Source organism: Candidatus Aquicultor secundus (genome assembly GCF_002791875.1).
GTDB lineage: Bacteria > Actinomycetota > Aquicultoria > Aquicultorales > Aquicultoraceae > Aquicultor_A > Aquicultor_A secundus.
Genome location: NZ_PFNG01000038.1, coordinates 1 through 17,846 on the forward strand (window position 1 = coordinate 1; position 17,846 = coordinate 17,846).

Annotated in this window: 20 protein-coding genes; all 20 read right to left on the reverse strand. The window is 49.0% G+C overall.

The genetic code is table 11. The features are described 5' to 3' along the window. Positions 1-930 (reverse strand): hydroxymethylbilane synthase (hemC, locus tag COY37_RS01465; RefSeq protein WP_286975674.1); only part of this gene is annotated, 930 nt, incomplete at its 3' end. Between the two features lie 4 nt (positions 931-934). Beyond that, on the reverse strand, positions 935-2,275 hold the full coding sequence (gene hemA / locus COY37_RS01470; protein WP_286678224.1) for a glutamyl-tRNA reductase: 1,341 nt from the start codon (positions 2,273-2,275) through the stop codon (positions 935-937). Then, positions 2,266-2,889 (reverse strand): precorrin-2 dehydrogenase/sirohydrochlorin ferrochelatase family protein, encoded by a 624-nt coding sequence (locus tag COY37_RS01475; protein ID WP_286678223.1) that lies wholly within the window; start codon positions 2,887-2,889, stop codon positions 2,266-2,268. Before COY37_RS01475 ends, hemA begins: the two co-directional genes overlap by 10 nt. A 3-nt stretch (positions 2,890-2,892) precedes the next feature. Then, the gene (locus COY37_RS01480; RefSeq protein ID WP_286678222.1) at positions 2,893-3,777 is read right to left on the reverse strand and encodes a cytochrome C assembly family protein; all 885 of its coding nucleotides are present in this window, start codon (positions 3,775-3,777) and stop codon (positions 2,893-2,895) included. Between the two features lie 40 nt (positions 3,778-3,817). Continuing rightward, positions 3,818-3,967 (reverse strand): CcmD family protein, encoded by a 150-nt coding sequence (locus COY37_RS01485; RefSeq protein WP_286678221.1) that lies wholly within the window; start codon positions 3,965-3,967, stop codon positions 3,818-3,820. Between the two features lie 4 nt (positions 3,968-3,971). Further along, positions 3,972-4,658, reverse strand: a complete 687-nt coding sequence (locus COY37_RS01490; protein WP_286678220.1) for a cytochrome c biogenesis protein — start codon at positions 4,656-4,658, stop codon at positions 3,972-3,974. Between the two features lie 2 nt (positions 4,659-4,660). Continuing rightward, a complete protein-coding gene (locus tag COY37_RS01495; protein WP_286678219.1) occupies positions 4,661-5,344 on the reverse strand; it encodes a heme exporter protein CcmB in 684 nt (227 codons plus the stop codon). Beyond that, positions 5,344-6,108 (reverse strand): ABC transporter ATP-binding protein, encoded by a 765-nt coding sequence (locus COY37_RS01500; protein ID WP_286678218.1) that lies wholly within the window; start codon positions 6,106-6,108, stop codon positions 5,344-5,346. Before COY37_RS01500 ends, COY37_RS01495 begins: the two co-directional genes overlap by 1 nt. Positions 6,109-6,115: 7 nt before the next feature. Beyond that, positions 6,116-8,209, reverse strand: coding sequence for a heme lyase CcmF/NrfE family subunit (locus tag COY37_RS01505; protein WP_286678217.1), 2,094 nt, complete (start codon positions 8,207-8,209; stop codon positions 6,116-6,118). A 3-nt stretch (positions 8,210-8,212) separates the two neighbouring features. Then, complete coding sequence (locus COY37_RS01510) at positions 8,213-8,632, reverse strand: cytochrome c maturation protein CcmE (RefSeq protein ID WP_286678216.1); 420 nt, start codon at positions 8,630-8,632, stop codon at positions 8,213-8,215. Between the two features lie 120 nt (positions 8,633-8,752). Further along, on the reverse strand, positions 8,753-9,469 hold the full coding sequence (gene ccsA / locus COY37_RS01515; protein WP_286678215.1) for a cytochrome c biogenesis protein CcsA: 717 nt from the start codon (positions 9,467-9,469) through the stop codon (positions 8,753-8,755). Positions 9,470-9,868: 399 nt separating this feature from the next. After that, positions 9,869-10,099 carry a hypothetical protein gene (locus COY37_RS01520; protein WP_286975680.1) on the reverse strand — a complete coding sequence of 77 codons (231 nt, stop codon included), beginning with the start codon at positions 10,097-10,099 and terminating at the stop codon, positions 9,869-9,871. Positions 10,100-10,124: 25 nt separating this feature from the next. Further along, positions 10,125-10,802: an acyltransferase gene (locus tag COY37_RS01525; protein ID WP_286679422.1), complete on the reverse strand. Its 678-nt coding sequence runs from the start codon at positions 10,800-10,802 to the stop codon at positions 10,125-10,127. After that, positions 10,753-11,841 (reverse strand): Gfo/Idh/MocA family protein, encoded by a 1,089-nt coding sequence (locus tag COY37_RS01530; protein WP_286679421.1) that lies wholly within the window; start codon positions 11,839-11,841, stop codon positions 10,753-10,755. Before COY37_RS01530 ends, COY37_RS01525 begins: the two co-directional genes overlap by 50 nt. After that, positions 11,842-12,522, reverse strand: coding sequence for a sugar transferase (locus tag COY37_RS01535; protein ID WP_286679420.1), 681 nt, complete (start codon positions 12,520-12,522; stop codon positions 11,842-11,844). After that, positions 12,506-13,474: a UDP-glucuronic acid decarboxylase family protein gene (locus COY37_RS01540; protein WP_286975683.1), complete on the reverse strand. Its 969-nt coding sequence runs from the start codon at positions 13,472-13,474 to the stop codon at positions 12,506-12,508. Before COY37_RS01540 ends, COY37_RS01535 begins: the two co-directional genes overlap by 17 nt. Next, the gene (locus COY37_RS01545) at positions 13,474-14,280 is read right to left on the reverse strand and encodes an ABC transporter permease (RefSeq protein WP_286678045.1); all 807 of its coding nucleotides are present in this window, start codon (positions 14,278-14,280) and stop codon (positions 13,474-13,476) included. The genes COY37_RS01540 and COY37_RS01545 overlap by 1 nt, the downstream gene beginning before the upstream one ends. Further along, positions 14,280-15,206, reverse strand: coding sequence for an ABC transporter ATP-binding protein (locus COY37_RS01550; RefSeq protein WP_286678046.1), 927 nt, complete (start codon positions 15,204-15,206; stop codon positions 14,280-14,282). The genes COY37_RS01545 and COY37_RS01550 overlap by 1 nt, the downstream gene beginning before the upstream one ends. 418 nt (positions 15,207-15,624) lie before the next feature. Further along, positions 15,625-16,587, reverse strand: a complete 963-nt coding sequence (locus COY37_RS01555) for an ABC transporter ATP-binding protein (RefSeq protein ID WP_286678047.1) — start codon at positions 16,585-16,587, stop codon at positions 15,625-15,627. 354 nt (positions 16,588-16,941) lie between these two features. Further along, complete coding sequence (locus COY37_RS01560; RefSeq protein ID WP_286678048.1) at positions 16,942-17,409, reverse strand: transglutaminase-like domain-containing protein; 468 nt, start codon at positions 17,407-17,409, stop codon at positions 16,942-16,944. Positions 17,410-17,846: the final 437 nt, after the last annotated feature.

Here is a 17,846-nt window from a genome sequence, read left to right on the forward strand (position 1 = left end):
GGTAATCTCGGCCCTGACTTCGGCGAGGATTTCGTCCGCGCCCTGCTTTTTCAATTTATCTGCAAGTCGCACGCCAAGCTCATCGGCCTCTTCGGGGGCACCGGTGATGCTGTCCCTGATGAGACGTGAGCCATCGAGGCCCGCGACCATTCCGTCGAGTTTTAATACGCCATCCTCAAGAACGCCCAGGGCGCCTATCGGTATCTGGCAGCCGCCTTCAAGTTCGCGCAAAAGCGCCCGCTCGGCGGTAACAGCGGCCCTCGTTGCCGGGTCTTCGAGATAGGTCATGAGTTCGCGCATATCCTCATCACCTTCGCGAACCTCAACGGCGATTGCGCCCTGGCCAACGGCCGAGAGCATAACGTCTGACGGAATGCGCTCGGTAATCCCTTCAGCCCAGCCCATCCTATCAAGGCCCGCTGCGGCAAGCACGATGGCGTCGAACAATCCGTCATCCATCTTGCGAAGCCTCGTATCGAGGTTGCCCCTCACGTCCTCGATTTTTAAATCGGGGCGGCGGTGCAGTATCTGCGCTATCCTGCGCAGTGAACTCGTGCCGATGACCGAACCGGCGGGCAATGCGTCAAGTCCCTGCCCGCTCTTTGATATCAATACATCCCTGGGATCGACCCGTTTTAGAAAAGCGCCGAGCGTTAAGCCCTCGGGAATCTGCGTCGGCACATCCTTGCTGCTGTGCACGGCCAGATCGGCCTCGCATTCAAGCAAAGCGGTCTCGATTTCTTTTACAAAAAGCCCTTTGTCCCCGATGCGCGACAGCGCCACGTCGAGGATTTTATCCCCCTGGGTTTTGATGATCTTTAACTCGACCTCAACCCCGGCTTTTTCTTGTAAGATCGAAGCCACGTGCTCCGATTGCCAGAGCGCCAGTTTGCTCCCGCGGGTTCCAAGAATGAATTTCTTTTTTGTCATCTAATCACCTATTAATCTTAAATGAAGCCTCGGGCTTTGAGACAAAGGCTGAGGCGCCCTCCGGCTCTTCATCTTCTTCTTCGTCTTCGATGTTAAACAGCACTTTCAGGGACTCGATATAGAGATAGCCGTCTTTTCGGGTCGAGTACTCCTTGGCTTTGACAATCGGCTGGTGGAGCAGCTTGTTTATGATTGCGCTCGTAAGCGCGTTGACCGTATTTAATTCGGCCTCCGAGAGGTTCGGGAGCTTGCGCAGGTGCTTCTCCAGCTCTTTTTGCCGTATCTCCTCAGCCATGCGCCTGAGACTTGCGATTGTCGGCGCCACTTCGAGGGTGGCCAGCCAGGAGCTAAAGCTTAGTACCTCGTGCTCGACTATCTCCTCGGCTATTGTAGCAGCCTTTTTCCTCTCCTCAAGGTTGGTCTGAACGACGGAGTCCAGATCGTCGATGTCGTAAGCGAAGACGTTGTAAATCTTAGCGGCCGACGGGTCGATGTCCCGAGGCACCGCGATATCGATAAAGAAGATCGGTTTGTTCTTCCTCTTTTGCATCACGAAGCTTACATGGTCTTTGGTTACGACATAGTGGGGGGCGCCCGTCGAGCTGATTACGATGTCGGCGTGGACCATCTGGTCGACGAAGTCGTTAAACCGCACGGCAACCCCGTTATATTTCCGGGCAAGGCTCTCGGCGCGCTCATAGGTGCGGTTGGTTACAATGACGTTGCTTACGCCGTTGCTGAGCAAGTGCGTTGCCGTAAGCTCGATCATCTCGCCGGCACCGATTAACATAACCGTCCTGCCGCTTAAGGATTCGAATACCTTCTTGGCAAGCTCGACCGCGGCGTAGCTGATGGAGACCGCGCTCTCGCCGATTTCCGTCTCGGTCCGCACCCGCTTGCCCGCTGAAAACCCGTGGCGGAAGAGGCGGTTCATGACCGTAGAAGTCGCCTCGGCCTCAAATGCCGCGTTATACGCGGTCTTTACCTGGCCGAGGATCTGCGCCTCGCCTATCACCATAGAATCAAGGCTTGAAGCAACCCTGAACAAATGCAGAATTGCATTTTTGCCCTCCCGGAAGTACAGGTACTTCTCGAGCTTATCGCGCTCCAGCGAGTGGTAATCACTGATAAAGCGGATTACGTCGTCCTTGCCCTTATCCGGGTCGTTGGCAACCACGTAGATTTCCATGCGGTTGCACGTAGATAGAATGACCGCCTCGTTGATGCTGGGGTAACCAGTCAACATGTGCAGGGCATCCGATAAAATTTGTTCGGGGAACGTCACTGTTTCCCTGACCTCAACTGGGGCCGTCTTATGACTTAGACCGGCAACAATTATATGCATGACCGTACTCTTTCCTCTACTTCGCCATCCTTACCTTCCTTGATCAAATCGAGTACATCCGACTTGAGTAACCTGTTTAAGGCTTGTTTTCTTTCTTCGGGCTCATCATATCTACCGGCGATTTGCGCACGAAACTCCTTCAAGACTTCACAGTACCGCGCGTATTCGCTCCCGAACGCGTGTTGCAACCGTTTGCGAATGTGTTTTGCTAGGGCTGGACAGCTTCCACTGGTAGAGATACTTATAACAAGGTCGCCTCTGCGAACTGTCGAGGATACGATGAAGGAACAAAGCTCTGGTACATCCGCTACATTAACCGGTATGTTTTTTTCAGTCGCTTCTTGATGAACCTGCCTGTTTAGCTCGTTGTTATCGGTTGCCACTATCGCGAGCGTCGCCCCATCTATATCACCCGGCTCGTAGCCCCGCCCGGTTGCCGTTATGCGGCCTTCTTCTGCCAGGCGGGCAAGCCCCGGGGTAAATTGCGGGCTTACGACCGTAACATCGGCCCCGCACTCGATGAGTGACATAACCTTTCTCTCAGCAACATCTCCTCCGCCGATTACGACGCATTTCTTACTTTCCAAGTCTATATATAACGGGTAAAAAGCCATTACTTAACCGAGACCCCCACCATATCTGTGTATGCTCGGCAAGATCTCGGTGATAAAACCGATATTGCCGATGAGATACGTGGCGATCGCCACGGCAAACCCGAGGATCGCAAAGGTGTTCGCCCTCTTGCCACGCCACCCCAATGCGGCGCGTACAACGAGGTACGATCCGTAAACGACCCAGGTGGCTATCGCCATAAGGATCTTCGGGTCCATGTACCACATCGACCACTCGGGCAACATCTCCGCCCTCATGATACCGGTTGCTATGACCAATGTTAAAAACGTAAAGCTGAATGCGATGGATTTATGGCACAGGTCGTCTGATATCTCAAGCGACGGGAGTTTGCGAAAAATCTTGCCGGGTTTTTTGGTCCGCATATTTTTTAGTTGCTTTTCCTGCAAGATGTAGGCAACCGCCAGCGCAAGCGCCACGGTCATCGATGCGTAGGCCAGCACCGCGAAGGTCACGTGCATGCCGACCCAGTAGCTCCTGAGCTGCTGGGTTAACTGCTCGCTGAGGCCATATGCATGCCAGGCCAAAAACTGCAGGATAACCGCAACCGGCATGACGACCGTACCGAGCGCCTTAACCTTGGTGCTTTTTCCCGCGTAAATCGACTCAATTAAAAGAAAAACGCCGATGATGAACGCCGCAAAAATAATCCTCACCGTAAAGGGCCCGGCCGTTTGCGAGATGCCCAGCGCCTGAGCCCTTAAAAATATAACAAGCAGCAAAAGCGCGAACGAACCTAACGCCGCTCCAAGCGCCGTATATACATGCACCCGGCGCTCGGCCCTTGCTGCGAAGTTACCTATGTAAGCAAGACTGCTGACGACACCCGATACGAGCGCCAGCCAAAAGAGTATAATAGTTAACTTTTCCAAATAATTCGCTCCAAACCCGTTAAAAGTTTCTTGGGAGTCATTATTTGTTCTTCTTTTCGACGGCCTTACTCAGGGCGCCGAGTTCTTTTTTTAACCCCGAAAGTTTGTTGTTGACTATGAATACGTATCCGAGAAGCACCACCCAGATACCCATATAGACGCCAACTACGTATGGCAATTGGTCCTTCATAGCACTAACCTCCAATTTGGTTCTTCAAAATATCAAGTTCCTCGCTTACCCCAAACATCTGATACCGCGTTAGAAGAAGCGATACGTAAAAGAACGTCATCCCGAACATCGAGACCAGAAACGCCACGAGAAGCGGCCCTTCCAGGCCTGCCCCCGACGAATCAAAAAGTATCGGATGTATCGAGGGGATAAGCCTGATCGCGAAAAACGTCAGCGGGACGTTGACCGCGGCGATGATTGCGTAGACCGCGCCAAAGCGGGCCTTGGTGCTGTCCTCGCCGATCGACGAGCGCATGACAAAGTATCCTGAATACATGAGCATCAGGATGAGGTATGTTGTAAGCCTCGGCTCCCACTGCCACCATACGCCCCAGGCCGCCTTATCCCACATCATACCGGTCATCTCAACGAGTAGACCATACATAAAGCCAAGCTCGACCGCCGCAAGGCTTAAGAAATCGTATTTGCGCTCCCTTTTGTAAAGAAAGAGCGCGCCGAAGACCGCCGCAAGAATAAACGATACGAGCGATGTCTCGGCGACCGGCACGTGGAAGTACAGTATCTTCTGGTGAAATACCTCTTTACCGGTATTAGGATCGACGGCGATGGGCGCGACAAGAAATGCGTATGCGATGCCGGTAAGTAACAGGACGCTTCCGATGCCTAACAGTATAGTAATCGCCTTTTTCATAATCATTCCCCTATAACAAAATCGTAAAGAGCATATGCTACCAGCAAGAACATTATATCATACGCCGCTAGTATTTTCATTGCGCTTATCACGGGGGCGAACTTTTCACCCGTTACGCCGCCCATTATCCCGTTGGTTGAAGTCACGGCGCAGATAAGAATCGGCGAGCTAATCGGCAGGTAAATAAGCGGCAGCAGCATATCCCTCATTTTCGTATTAATCGATATCGTCGAAAGAAGCGTCCCGACGACGCATATCCCGATGTTACTTAAGACGATTGCCAGGATAAACATCGGAACAGACCCCCGTATTGAGAGGTTAAGCATCACCAGATAGAGCGGCACCGCGATGATCTCGACGATCGTTAAGAATATGAAGTTGCCGATCATCTTACCAAAGAAAATATTCGGCCTGTCTACCGGCGAGAGGAGCAACCCCTCAAGGCACCCCTCATCCTTTTCGTGGACGAAGGAGCGGTTTAAGCCCAGCAGCGACGTAAACAAAAACGCGATCCATATCAGGCCGCCGGCAAACGGGCTAAAATCGGTCGTCGTGCCAAACCCGTAATGAAACGCTACCATGATAAGCAGCACAAACAGGAACATGGAGACGACCATCTCTTTAGTTCTAAGCTCGGCGATGATATCCTTTTTGACGATTGCGCCGATCTGGCGACCGCCCGACATTACGAGTCACCCCTTACGCGCTGGTGGTAGATGCTTTTAAACTTATCGATATCAAGCTCGTTTTTATCCTGGTAGAAAACGATCTGCCCGTTATACAGAATCATCGCCTTAGAGCAAAGAGAGATGCCCCGGTCGATGTTGTGCGTGATCATAATAAACGTGTGGTTCTTGCGGATGCTGTCGATGAGACTCTCAAGAATATCGACGGCATGCGGGTCGAGACCGGTGTGCGGCTCATCCAGGAAAAGCACCGACGGTTTGTGAAGAAGGGCACGTGCAATCGCAAGACGTTGGGTCATACCCTTGGAAAAGGTGCGCACCAAATCGTAGCGCCGGTGCCCCAGTTCAACCTGGTCCAAAAGTTCGTCGATTCGCGCATCCACGTTTTCGACGCCGTACATCGCACCGTAAAAGTGCAGGTTTTCCTCGGCGCTTAAGTCGAGGTACAGCAATGGGCTATGCGAGATAAGCCCGATTTTAGCCCTTATGGCCGCCGAGTTTTTCGTGGGGTCCATGCCTGAGAGGCGAACCTCCCCGCTGCTCGGCGCGATAAGTGTTGAGATTATCTTGATAAGCGTAGTTTTACCCGCGCCGTTTGGTCCAAACAGCGAGAGAAATCCGCCCCTTTCAAGCTCAAAGGATATGTCATCGAGAACTTTTCGTTTCCCGAATACTTTTGAGAGGTTCTTTACTTCGACCTCGGGGGACATGCCCGAAGCATCCCCTTCTTTTTCTTTTTCCAAAGGCTCCACTACTTGTTTCATAAACAGCTTATTCGGCCCCCGCCAACGCTTCTTTACGCTTGCCCGCTTTAACTTTTTTCTTCGGCTCGGTTGCATCCGCTTCGTCCTCGGCCTCCTCGGTTACGGCAACCGCCTTGGGCCACATTGAAACCATGGCACCCAGCGCCAGGATAAAGCTTCCGATCCAGACGAATGATATCAGCGGATTTACCTTTATATTAAGCGAAAGGTTGCCCTGCGGGTCGATGCTGTTTAAAACGACGAATATGTCTCTGAACGGCTCGTAATAGATGGCCGCTTTTGTTGTTTGCTGCTGCTGGGCTTCATGAAAGATAAGCTGGGGGCTGATCCGCCGCAGGAACTTGCCGGTGGTACGGTCCAGCATATCAAAGTTGGCATTAACCACATATTCTTCCGGCTTTTGGGACTCTTTAGTCCCAGCATACTTCAAGGTGTAATTGCTGACCTGGATGGTTTGGCCCGGCTGGTTCTTAATCGTTGCCGGAATATCCTGCACGTAAAGCTGAGAGCCGGCGATTCCTATCATCATAACAGCCATGCCGAGGTGACCTACAAATCCCCCGGCCGTGCTGCGATTGAACTTAAAGAGCGCAACGAGCCCCGAGAAGAACCCGACGCCACGGCCCTTGGCCCTCGTGCTTGCGGTGATATAGAAGAGTTCGAGAACGGCGATGATGGCAAATATCGGTACTACGAGAAGAACGAAGTTAAATGCTTGCGTAACAATATTTCCCGAGCCGGCGTTTAAGGTCTGGGCGAAATTGAAGATGTTCCCTCCGAAAAGATACAGCGGAACCGCCAGCACGACGGCCGATACCGCCGGTACGGCAAGGTGTTTAAGCAGCTTACCCGGGTCCGTCTTGGTCCAGCCGAGGAACGGACAGGTGACGACGAGCAACAGGTAAAGCGCTCCAAGAGGTTTGGCCAGGGCATTGTAAAAGTCCGGGCCGACCGAGGTCTTAAAGAACGGCGGGATGACCGTCGCGCCAAGGATGATAAAGGTAAAGGTCACAAGCGCCACGTTGTTTAAGTAATAGGTGAAGTGGCGGGAGAGGAAGTCCTTGAAGAACTCCTGGGTCTCGAACTCCTTGCTCCTGCTACGCGACAAATATGCCGTTAAGCCGAGAACAAAGAGCATGAGGCCGCCAAATAACAAGGTGAGGTCTACCCTGATATCGGGAAACGCGTGGACCGAGCTGATAAGGCCCGAGCGCGTAATAAACGTCGCCATAACGACCATGATAAACGAGAGCGACGCAAGCCATATCGCCCATAGCTTCATGCCGCCCCTGCGGCGATACATGGTAAAGGTATGTAAAAGTGCGGTGCCGGTAAGCCATGGCAGGATCGATGCGTTCTCCACCGGGTCCCAGCCCCAGTAGCCGCCCCAGCCGAGAACAACGTAGGCCCAAAGCGCACCTAAGAATATCCCGACGGTCAAAAAGAGCCACGCAAAGAGCGTCCATTTATGAGCGCGGTCGATCCACGCGCGCGTGGCGTCTCTGTCTATAAGCGCCGAAATCGCAAAGGCAAACGGTATGGTCATGCCCGCATATCCCATGAAAAGCGTCGGCGGATGAAGAACCATCGCCCAGTGCATCAAGAGCGGGTTAAGACCGGCGCCCACCCCATTCATCTCGGGGATCGGGCCTTTAAATGGGTTGGTCGCGGCAATAATCGTGATGACCAGGAAGAGCTGGACGTAGTTGGAGATATATAACGCCATCGATTTTAGACGGTCGTTGCTTTTTAAATTGGACAGCGCCAGAACCGCAGTGTACCCGGTCAGCATCCAGAGCCATAGCAACAACGAGCCCTCATGACCGGCCCAGAACGCGGATATCTTATAGAACACGCTCATCGTCTGGGAGGAGTGCTCGGCGACATAGCCGAACGTAAAGTCATTGTTAATAAAAGCAAGAACCAGGGTGAGACTTGCAAAGGTCACGCTTATGAACTGCCAGACCATGCCCCAACTGGCCAGTTTTTGTTGCTGCTCCCCTTTTCGCGGTTTAGCTTTGTTGCCCAGATAGAAGCTGTAAGCTGAAAAAACGGATATCGCTATCGCCACGAGAAGGGCGAGCAAGCCAATCATACGCATAAGCTATTTTCCTCCTGATTTCTTCTTCGAATCGTATTTCGAAGGGCACTTAGTGACGATGCTATCGGCGACTACCTTGCCTTTCGAAACCAGCTTGCCCTCCGCTACGACATCGATGCCGTCGCCGAAGGTCGATGGCAGCTGCTTCGAATACTCAACCGCTAATTGTTGAGTATTGTCCTTCTGATCAACAATCGTAAACGTGCAGGTGTGGCCCTTATTTATAACAGAGCCTTTTTTAACCTGGCCGCCGACATTTACGTTTTTTCCGACAAAAGACGAATCGCGCGTTACTTCAGCTATTTTTTTATAGTAAGATACCGATGCGCCCGAGCCCAGCGACTGCCAGATCATGACGCCGATGACAACAAGAAGGATGCCGGTAACGATAAGCAACCTTGTCTTGCTTTTGCTATCAACCATCTAAGTCTCCCTCCAAATTCTATCTCCGTGCCCCGCCGGCAACCGGCCTACGGGGCATTCCAAACCTTTTTTTTGCTATGTCTACTATGCTTTGTAGCATATATATAAAAGCTGGTCGGGTCAATCGTAAACCCTGGCCTCTTTATCCTTGAACCCGGCGATAAATAGCCGCGTGACGTTGATTGCTACAACGATAAATACCAGCGTAATAAGGCCGACAAACAGCTTTATCTGGAATGAATCCGACCTGGCAAAGGCGTTATTGGGATGCACTAGCTTACCTGTCTTTGTAAGCAGCAACACCGATATAACGGGCAACCCAAGGTTTATACCGGCCCGCACCGGTGCGCTCTGCACTATCAACCTGAGAATAAACGCGACAATCGCCATTAACAGAATAATGACCGCAACCCGCAGGCGCGGCTCGGTCCACCATCTCCCGCCCCAGGTAAGCGAGGCGGCATATGAGCCCATAATAACGCTGGCGGTCCAGAACAGAATCGCTGTCGATTGGCTGGCCGATGATAAGTGGAGGACGTTGGTGGTCTTCTTGGCAAGCGGTCCGCTTCGGGTGATAAGGCCGGCAAAATAAAAAAGGCTGAGTAAACCCGAGATTGCAAACATAGCCATGCCGACCCAGGTTACTGCCGCGTGTATGTAGATTAGTCTGATGTAGTTTCCTAGAGTTTTTTCTTCCGGGGCAACCAGAGCGAGGACTATTGCTAATATAATCAGCCCGAAGGTTATCAATAAAGCTGTTTTTCGCCTTCCAGGATTAAGCTCCATAATAGAACTTGCAACTCTCCATATCCGTGACGTTACAACCGTCTTTTTCAAAATGGGGCACCCCCGTCAGGAAGCGCAATTTTGGTGTTTAGGCAAGCAAACCTGACAGGGGTGATGAATAACCTCTGCGTTAACGCCTTTTTAGCCTGCCTAAACAAGTCCAGATTAACAGAAACAGAGCACTTTAGCAAGGAAAATAGCCCGCGCTTTACCTGTTTTGCAAGATAAAAATACGACGTCATACCGTGTGGGGTATTCGTAATGCAACCCGTGTGGCCCCACTAAAAGCAGAAAGGCGGCCGCTTTAAGGGGCCGCCCCTAAACAATCTAGTTGCTTATATAATGTTTATATATAATGTTAGAGTTCTGACTGGCGGAACAGTAATAATTTGATGCATTGTAAAGGCCCGCTTTCATAGCGGGCCTTTACTAAGGTTAAGCTTTTAAACACTAAAACGGGGCACTGGTTAGCCATGGATCGGCATCCACATCATATACTCTAACACCGGTTACGGAATCAGTATGGTAACTAATTGCGTCCCCGCTACCGATCGGACTCGGGCCGTTTGCCGTACCCCACCAATTAACGTCGCTAGCGAAGAATATCCTCTGCCCGTCTATATTTGCAGTAACCAGCTCACTTAAGCCTGGCTTGATATGGTGGAAATACAATAACGCCAATTTTATTCATCCCTACCTTTATCTCTCAACTGGCTTTTTTCTGCGACACCCATACGTACGGCCTGGAAAATATTCCGCTACTACATTCAAGGTCGTCAATAAACTTTATAACTCTTGCGGGATTGCCAACGGCTACTGCATTGGCAGGAACGTTTTTGGTGACAACAGACCCGGCGCCAACCAGCGCATTTTCACCGATAGTTACGCCCGGTAAAATTGTTACGCTAGCGCCGATTCGCGCTCCACATTTTACGATCGCGCCACCTCTGCACTCGCTGTAACGGGGACAACGTGGGTGCAGATCGTCGGTAAATACCACATGCGGTGCAATGATTACATCATCTTCAAGCGTAACATCCTCAAGAAAACACCCGGTGTGAATGCGCACCCTTGAGCCAATCTTATTGCCATACTCCAGCACGGCATTCGTTCCGATGCTAACATCTTCAGCAATAGTATTGCCCTCACGAATACTTACACCTTGGCCACATTGAAACCGCGCACCTATTTCAACGCCCGCATAAATGGTGCTAAATGGACGAATAATTGCATGTTCTCCAATGACGGTCGCAAGTTCTCCTGCAGCGGTGTTGCGCGGAGGTTTTCCAATTACACATGGAGCTTCGATCAGCGCATCATCACCAATTGATACATTAGGATAGATCATGTTCAGGCTTGCGATCATGCTGTCCATTGCCTCCATTAGACCCCTCCCCAAAAGTGTTTGTTGCTTCCAACAGCGATTTACTTGCCGCATCAAGTGTTCTAACAACTTGCAATCCCGCTAACCCATCGGTAATCGGGTTGTTGTCATTGACTATACAATCAAGAAAATGCTTGATTTCAGACGCAAGTGGTTCATAGTTATCCAACCTCGGTGCGTAGACATCACCGGTTTGATACGACCAGAGAAATTCGCCGAAAGACTCGTTTTCCACGAACTCAGCGCCATGCTCAAAAACTCTAACTTTTTCTATGCTCTCGGTATCATCGTAAATAATTACCTTTTTGCTACCGACAACCATCGTGCGACGAATCTTCACGGGTGATAACCAACTTAGATGGATTTCAGCAATTACACCGGATGGAAAGCTTATATTAATAAAAGCCACATCCGGCACATCCGGCCGCATACAACCACGGCCGCATGTATGTACGCTAGCCGGCTCCTCACTTAGCCAATATAGCAACATCGATATATCATGGGGCGCTAAATCCCATACAACATCAACATCGGAAATTACGCTTGCATCATTTTGGTGTAGACCTGGGTTAACTCTGCTCATAGAAACATAGTAGATACTCCCCAGCCCGCCGCTATCAATAATCTCTTTAATTTTCCGAACCGGCGGACTAAAAAGAAAGGTGTGCCCTACCATAAGCTTTACACCCCTTCTCGAAGCGGCCCGCACCAGTACCTCGCCGTCGTGTGCATTATCTGTTAGTGGTTTTTCAACCAGCACATGCTTTTTGGCCTCAATAGACCGCATTGCCAGAGAAAAGTGAGTTGATATCGGTGTGGCTATGACAAGCGCATCTATATGCGGATTGTTGATAACGGAGTTGAAATCTTGAGTTACTGGCTGGTTAGGGTAATGATTCCTTACCCTGTGCAACCGGTCTAGCGAACGATCGCACACATATTCAACGTTACACTCTGTATAGCTTTTTAAATTTCTCAGTAAGTTGGGCCCCCAATAACCATAGCCAATAAGTGCCACATTAACTTTTTTATTCATCATCTAAGATGCCCCCTGTCCCGTTATTACAACTATTATTGTGCGTGCAAGGATTTTGATATCTAACCAGAAAGACCAGTTATCAGCATAGTCAATATCAAGATCAAGCATCTCCAACAGTGATGTACTTGACCGTCCACTGACCTGCCAAAGGCCAGTTATTCCTGGCAATACAATAAAGCGTTTGAGGTGATTTTGCTCGTAGAGTTCAACAGAATACGGCAGATCAGGTCGCGGGCCCACTAGGCTCATTTCCCCTTTAAGTACATTTACAAGCTGTGGTAACTCATCAAGGCTGGTTTTCCGTAAAAAAGCACCTATCCGTGTAATCCGCCCATCGTCTATAACCTTATAAATAGTATCATGGGTATGCTGGCTCTGATCGCTAAAGAGCGAACGCACAAAATCCTTATGAGCGTTATCGTGATCAGCATCATACATAGAGCGGAATTTATACATGTTAAACGGCTTGCCGCCTTTGCCAATTCTGGTTTGTTTAAATATGACCGGGCCCCTAGAGTCAAACTTGATTAAAACAGCAATAGTAGCGAATATTGGTAGCAATAGCGGTATTGCACCTAATACTATAAAGACATCTAGGGTCCGCTTTGCATGTAATGAAAAGCTTGTTCGATTAAAGGCATTATCTTTGAATATATGCAGTTTACTACCTAGGATATTCATGCGTAGTCTCCTCTTTAAGTGACCTTAGCTCACTGAACCAAGCTATAGTCACCGCTAGCCCTTCTTCCAAACTTGTTAATGGTTCCCATCCTAGAGCTTGCTTTGCTCTAGTTATATCGGGCTTCCGCTTAGTTGGTTCGTCCTCTAAAGCTGGTAAAAATTTAAGATCAGAGGATGAACCAACTAATGCCTTAATTAGGTTTGCCAGCTCTAATAGCGTCCTCTCATCGCCCGATCCGATGTTTATTGGCTTTACATCGATGGAATCAGAAATAGCCGCAAGATAAAGGCCCCGAACCAAGTCATCTATAAAGCAAAGGCTGCGTGTACGTAATCCATCGCCATAGATGGTCATCGGTCTGCCTTTAAGTGCCTGGTTCACAAAGTTAGGTATAACCCTGCCATCATCTGGACGCATAAATGGCCCGTAGGTATTGAATATCCGCACGATCCTCGTATCTAGTGAATATTCATTTGAAAACGCCGTGGTAAGGGATTCAGCAAAACGTTTCCCCTCATCGTAACAGCTGCGTACTCCAACCGGATTTACATTTCCCCAGTATTGTTCCGGTTGCGGATGTAGCTTTGGGTCACCATAAACTTCTGAAGTTGAGGCCAATAGGAAACGCGCTTTATTGTCCACCGCAAGTTTAAGCAACTCATATGTGCCGGTACCATTAATTATCAGGGTGTCAATTGGCCGTTTTTGGTAATGAATAGGGCTTGCCGGGCTTGCCAAGTTGAAAACATAATCAATGCCACCAATTGCTAGCGGTACCCGTATATCATGTTTAATAAAATGAAAGCCCTTTCTTCCCATTAGAGTTGCAATACTGTCCAATGTCGAGGTCATTAGGTTATCGACACAGATAACCTCAAAACCTTTTGCTAGTAGTAAACGGCAAAGATGCGACCCAATAAAACCCGCTCCTCCTGCGATAAGTGCTTTCATTAATACGTCACCAAACTCCCATCGGTTTTTGCAAACTTAATAGCCTTTTTAAATGCCACCATGCTGATTGGCAGGATGATTAAGGAAAATAGCGCCAACGCAGCGATGTCTGGAAGTAATGCCATGAAAGAAAACCCCTGTAATACTGCATGTCGCATCGCCCTTAGCGCGTAAAATATCGGGAACAAGTAGGCCATCTTCTGCAGCCAGACCGGCAGCACGGTTATCGGGAAAAAGGTCCCTCCGACGAAGCTCGAGAAGGTTCCAAATAGCCAGTTAATCGGGTCTCCGCGTTTGAGCACCATAATAAAGCTGGCTGAAATTATCCCAAGCCCGCTAAATGCGGTTACTGTAAGAATAAGCACGAGCAATGCACCTGGAACGTTGGCCTTACTTAAGTTAACGCCAAAAAGCAACGAGCCAAGGGCGAGGTATAAGATCACGTCAAAAGCTGTCATTAGAAAATCCCACAGAGAGGCCATGACGATAATCCCCGAAACCTTAGTTGGAGTGATAAGCATTGCTTCAAGCGTCCCCTCTGACTGGGCACCGCTAATTGTTGAAGAGAAGCTGCTAAGCCCGGTTCCTAAGAAGCTGGAGAACGCTATGCCTATTAAGACAAAAGAAAAGTAATCCCCCCCATACTCCTTAAGTTGAAAGCCGACCGATTTACCAATGAGTTTTGAGAGAAAGAAAAAGGTGGCGATCGAAAATAATATGCTGAAGAGGTTCATCAAGAAAGAAAAGCGGTAGCTTACTTCAGATTTAAAGTCTCGCTTTAAAAAGGCTATGATTTTACTTAGCATCAGTTTGATCGGCCTCCTTTAACCAGGTCGATGAATAAGTCTTCCAGACGGCATTGCTCCTTGTAACACGAAACAACTCGACCGCCGCCGGCCACGATTTCACCCAGAAGTTTCGAAACACTATCGCCTTCCCGCGTTTTTACCTCAAGCCTCCAGCTTCCATTGCCATCGATGTTACTCAGAGATATATCATGAAGGCTTTCGCGTAATGCCGCCTTGGCCAGCCATTTATCGGATAATCCTTTTGTCTCAACTATATACTTGTCTTTTTGTGTGACCTTTTTTCTCAGCTCACCAACCGAACCAACAAAAATTACCCTGCCGCCGTCCATTATCGCGATCCTATCGCAAAGCTGCTCGGCTTCCTCCAACCGGTGGGTGGACAAGAAAATCGTTTTACCCTGATCATCAGCGAACCTTTTCCTGATAAGTTGCTTGACGCCTAACGCCGTTATTGGATCAAGGCTTCTGGTCGGCTCGTCCAGAAAAAGGATTCTTGGATTAACAAGAAGTGCCCGAGCGATTCCAAGTTTTTGTTTCATGCCGCTCGAAAAACTATAGAACATGTTATCGGCTGCGTCGGTTAGACCAACTTGCTCCAGCGCTTCGCTCACTGCTCGCTTTAATCGAGCCCGGGGAACGTTGGAGAGAGCGGCGAAAAACTCAAGGTTTTCGCGGGCTGTAAGACGCCAATAAAAGTTTCTCTCATCCGCCGTGGCCAGGCCGATAAGGCGTTTGGCTTTATCTTCCTCTTGCAAAATATCAACCCCACCGATCAATACCCGCCCGGATGTCGGTCGAATAAGCGTACAAAGCATTTTTATAAGTGTCGTCTTCCCGGCACCGTTCGGCCCAAGAAGCCCGAAGACCTCGCCTTCGTTAACCTTAAGGCTGACTTCATCGACAGCCGTCAACTCACTTTTCAACGGTGATTTGGATACAACCTTAAGTAAGCCTCGCGGCGGGTAAAATATTTTGATTAACCGCTCAGTCTCCACTGCGTAAATTGAAATCGCCTCGCTCTTCCTGGTATGGATACCGAATGCCTAATTTAAGGTGAGCCAGGAAACAGAAATACCCCTTCTTGTTCGCAATAAAACACTGCGAAAAACGAGGCCACTGCTAATCTATGCTGCTAGATATGACAATAACCACCTAAACAACCATTTATTATTTTTATATTGAGGGTAGACCCACAAGCCAATCTTAGTATCCCATTCCAGCGTCCTTTAACCGGGCACTGAAGGCATAGGATATGTATAGCTTAGCTAAAATATCAGTAAAGGTAGCTGGCGACGCAGCTCATGGTACTTAGCTTGCAGGGCAAATATGGATTGGAGAGCTTCAAATCATCAAGTTATTGATAACCGTTAATGCGCCATCCAAATTAGAGGTAACCAGTTCGAAACAAGGTACGCTGGTTACAATTTCAACAATGGAGTCGAGCACCGCCCCTTGATCAGCGCCGAGATGGGTCATGTTTAATACGCTTCCTGCCGCTATAAGTCGTGCGATGGTCTCATTTTCGGTGATTTCTTTAAGGTCTGTTTTTTCTGTTGGCTGGTAGTTGGGAAATACAATATAGCGAATATTTGCAGGTAAGCGTTCTTGGTAAACCGAATTCTTATCGATTTCAATGAGGCATTTTTTCTCGCGTGTGATGAAGATGTCTCCGCGGTTTCTGCCAACTTTAAGGTCTGAGAACTTGTCGATGACATCCTTGCCAAGGAAGACGCTCCTCGGGAAAGAAGATACGGTTAGGTTAGAAGGGTCGATAAGACACACCTCATCAGATAAAAAGCTATACCCAGCCCTTGTTAGCGCAAGAACAAGGGTCGTTTTACCGCTGCCGGAGCCACCGGGGAAAATTATTCCTGCCTCACCTTTGGCAACGGCGCCGGCATGAAATTGTAAGAAATCGCCAAGGTTAGCCAACACAAAAGAGAAAACCGTAAAGTAGGCGGTTCTCAGCAGCTCATAAAAGCCCAGGCCGCTTTTTACCTTGTACGATCTCATCCCGTCTGAACTCGATGGGGTTAATAAGGCAATAGGCCACGTATCAAAAGAAAAACTTTTTAAACCGGAACGAACGGAGGCTGTAAGATACCGCTTCTTACCTGAAAGCTCTACTGCTAAATCTGCCTTGCCTTCTTTTCCGCACATAAAATGCGCGAAGATATGATTCAGCGCATGTATCAAGTCTTTGCTCTCGGCTATAACCTCTACGGAAATACCATAAAAGTTGTAATTAGTTGAGGCACCGGGCTCTCTCCTTAAAATCTCTCCTCTTTGTTGAATAGCTCCCATTCAGAAACCTTTCGCATGAACTTGTCTATGACACATGTGCCTAGTGTAATCTGATAAGATCAAATAGTCGCATGGCATCAACTGGCTCTTCTTTTATAAGCCAACCCTCGCCACGTTTATCCTGATTTTGGCACGCACGTGCAGGGGCAAGCGTGGTTTGATGACACAGATAGGCCCCTAAAGCGTAGACGGCTTCTGTTGATTCTGTGGTATTTTGGATCGAATTTTTCCTCATCATATGTAACAATTTTTGGAGCTTCATACGCTCTTTTCACACCATCACCTCCCTCTGTTAAGTCTAGTTATTTCTCATGTGCATAAGTGCCATGCGACTATTTGATCCTGCCGGCACCATTACCGGTAAGATAACTTTCCGACACCGTACGTTACCGATATCGGCTCCTTCAGAAGGTACTCCGGGGTTATATCAACTAGCCCGCTTACCGCATTTTCGTATTCGGCTACGTCCATGGCCTTACCCGAGATGGTCGAATCGCATATAAGACTTACACCGTCTATCTCAACGCGTACCCAGGCATGCACATCAGACATGCCATCCAACCTATTAGTCACACCGACAATCAGTTCCGACGCAATCCCGCACCTTTCAAACAAGGCCTGTAAAAGCGAAGCCTGGTTCTTGCAATCACCGACGCCAAGCCTGATGATATGTGAGGGATGTGTCCATATGCTCGGTGAATAATATCCGATATTCTCATAAACGTGTGCAGCTATAGCCTCGACCTGGCCTCGTAAATCCTCATACTTGCCTTGAATGCTGGTGGCAAGATCATCGATAACCCTCGGTTTAGGCCTCGTCAAACTGCTCGTACGGATCGCTGCCCTAATGAAATACGAGGTAATCCCAGCTAGTAAATAGGCGATAATCTGTTTAAATGTATTGCTCTTTCTACCAGCACATCTACTATTCAACTGACAGATAAGCCTAAAAGTATTTTTCAGCACGGTAAATGCCTTTTCTTTGCACCTGAGTTTTCCGCCTAGACATCTAAGACGTTGGAGTTATGCTCAAAATTAGAGTGTTGTAAACGTATGCGAACCGGTGATTGCCAATACACCATGGATGTGAATTTAACAGTACAAGGGGTGAGCGTAGCGCTACTGGCCGCTTGAAGTGGCTTTTTATTCGAAAGTTTTAAATAGAGGCATTTATAGATTAAATGCTTCAGCCGACAGCAAAATCTGTGAAAAATGAAAGTGCCTCAAATGCTTTGCTATTCCTGTATCTATAGGTAAAG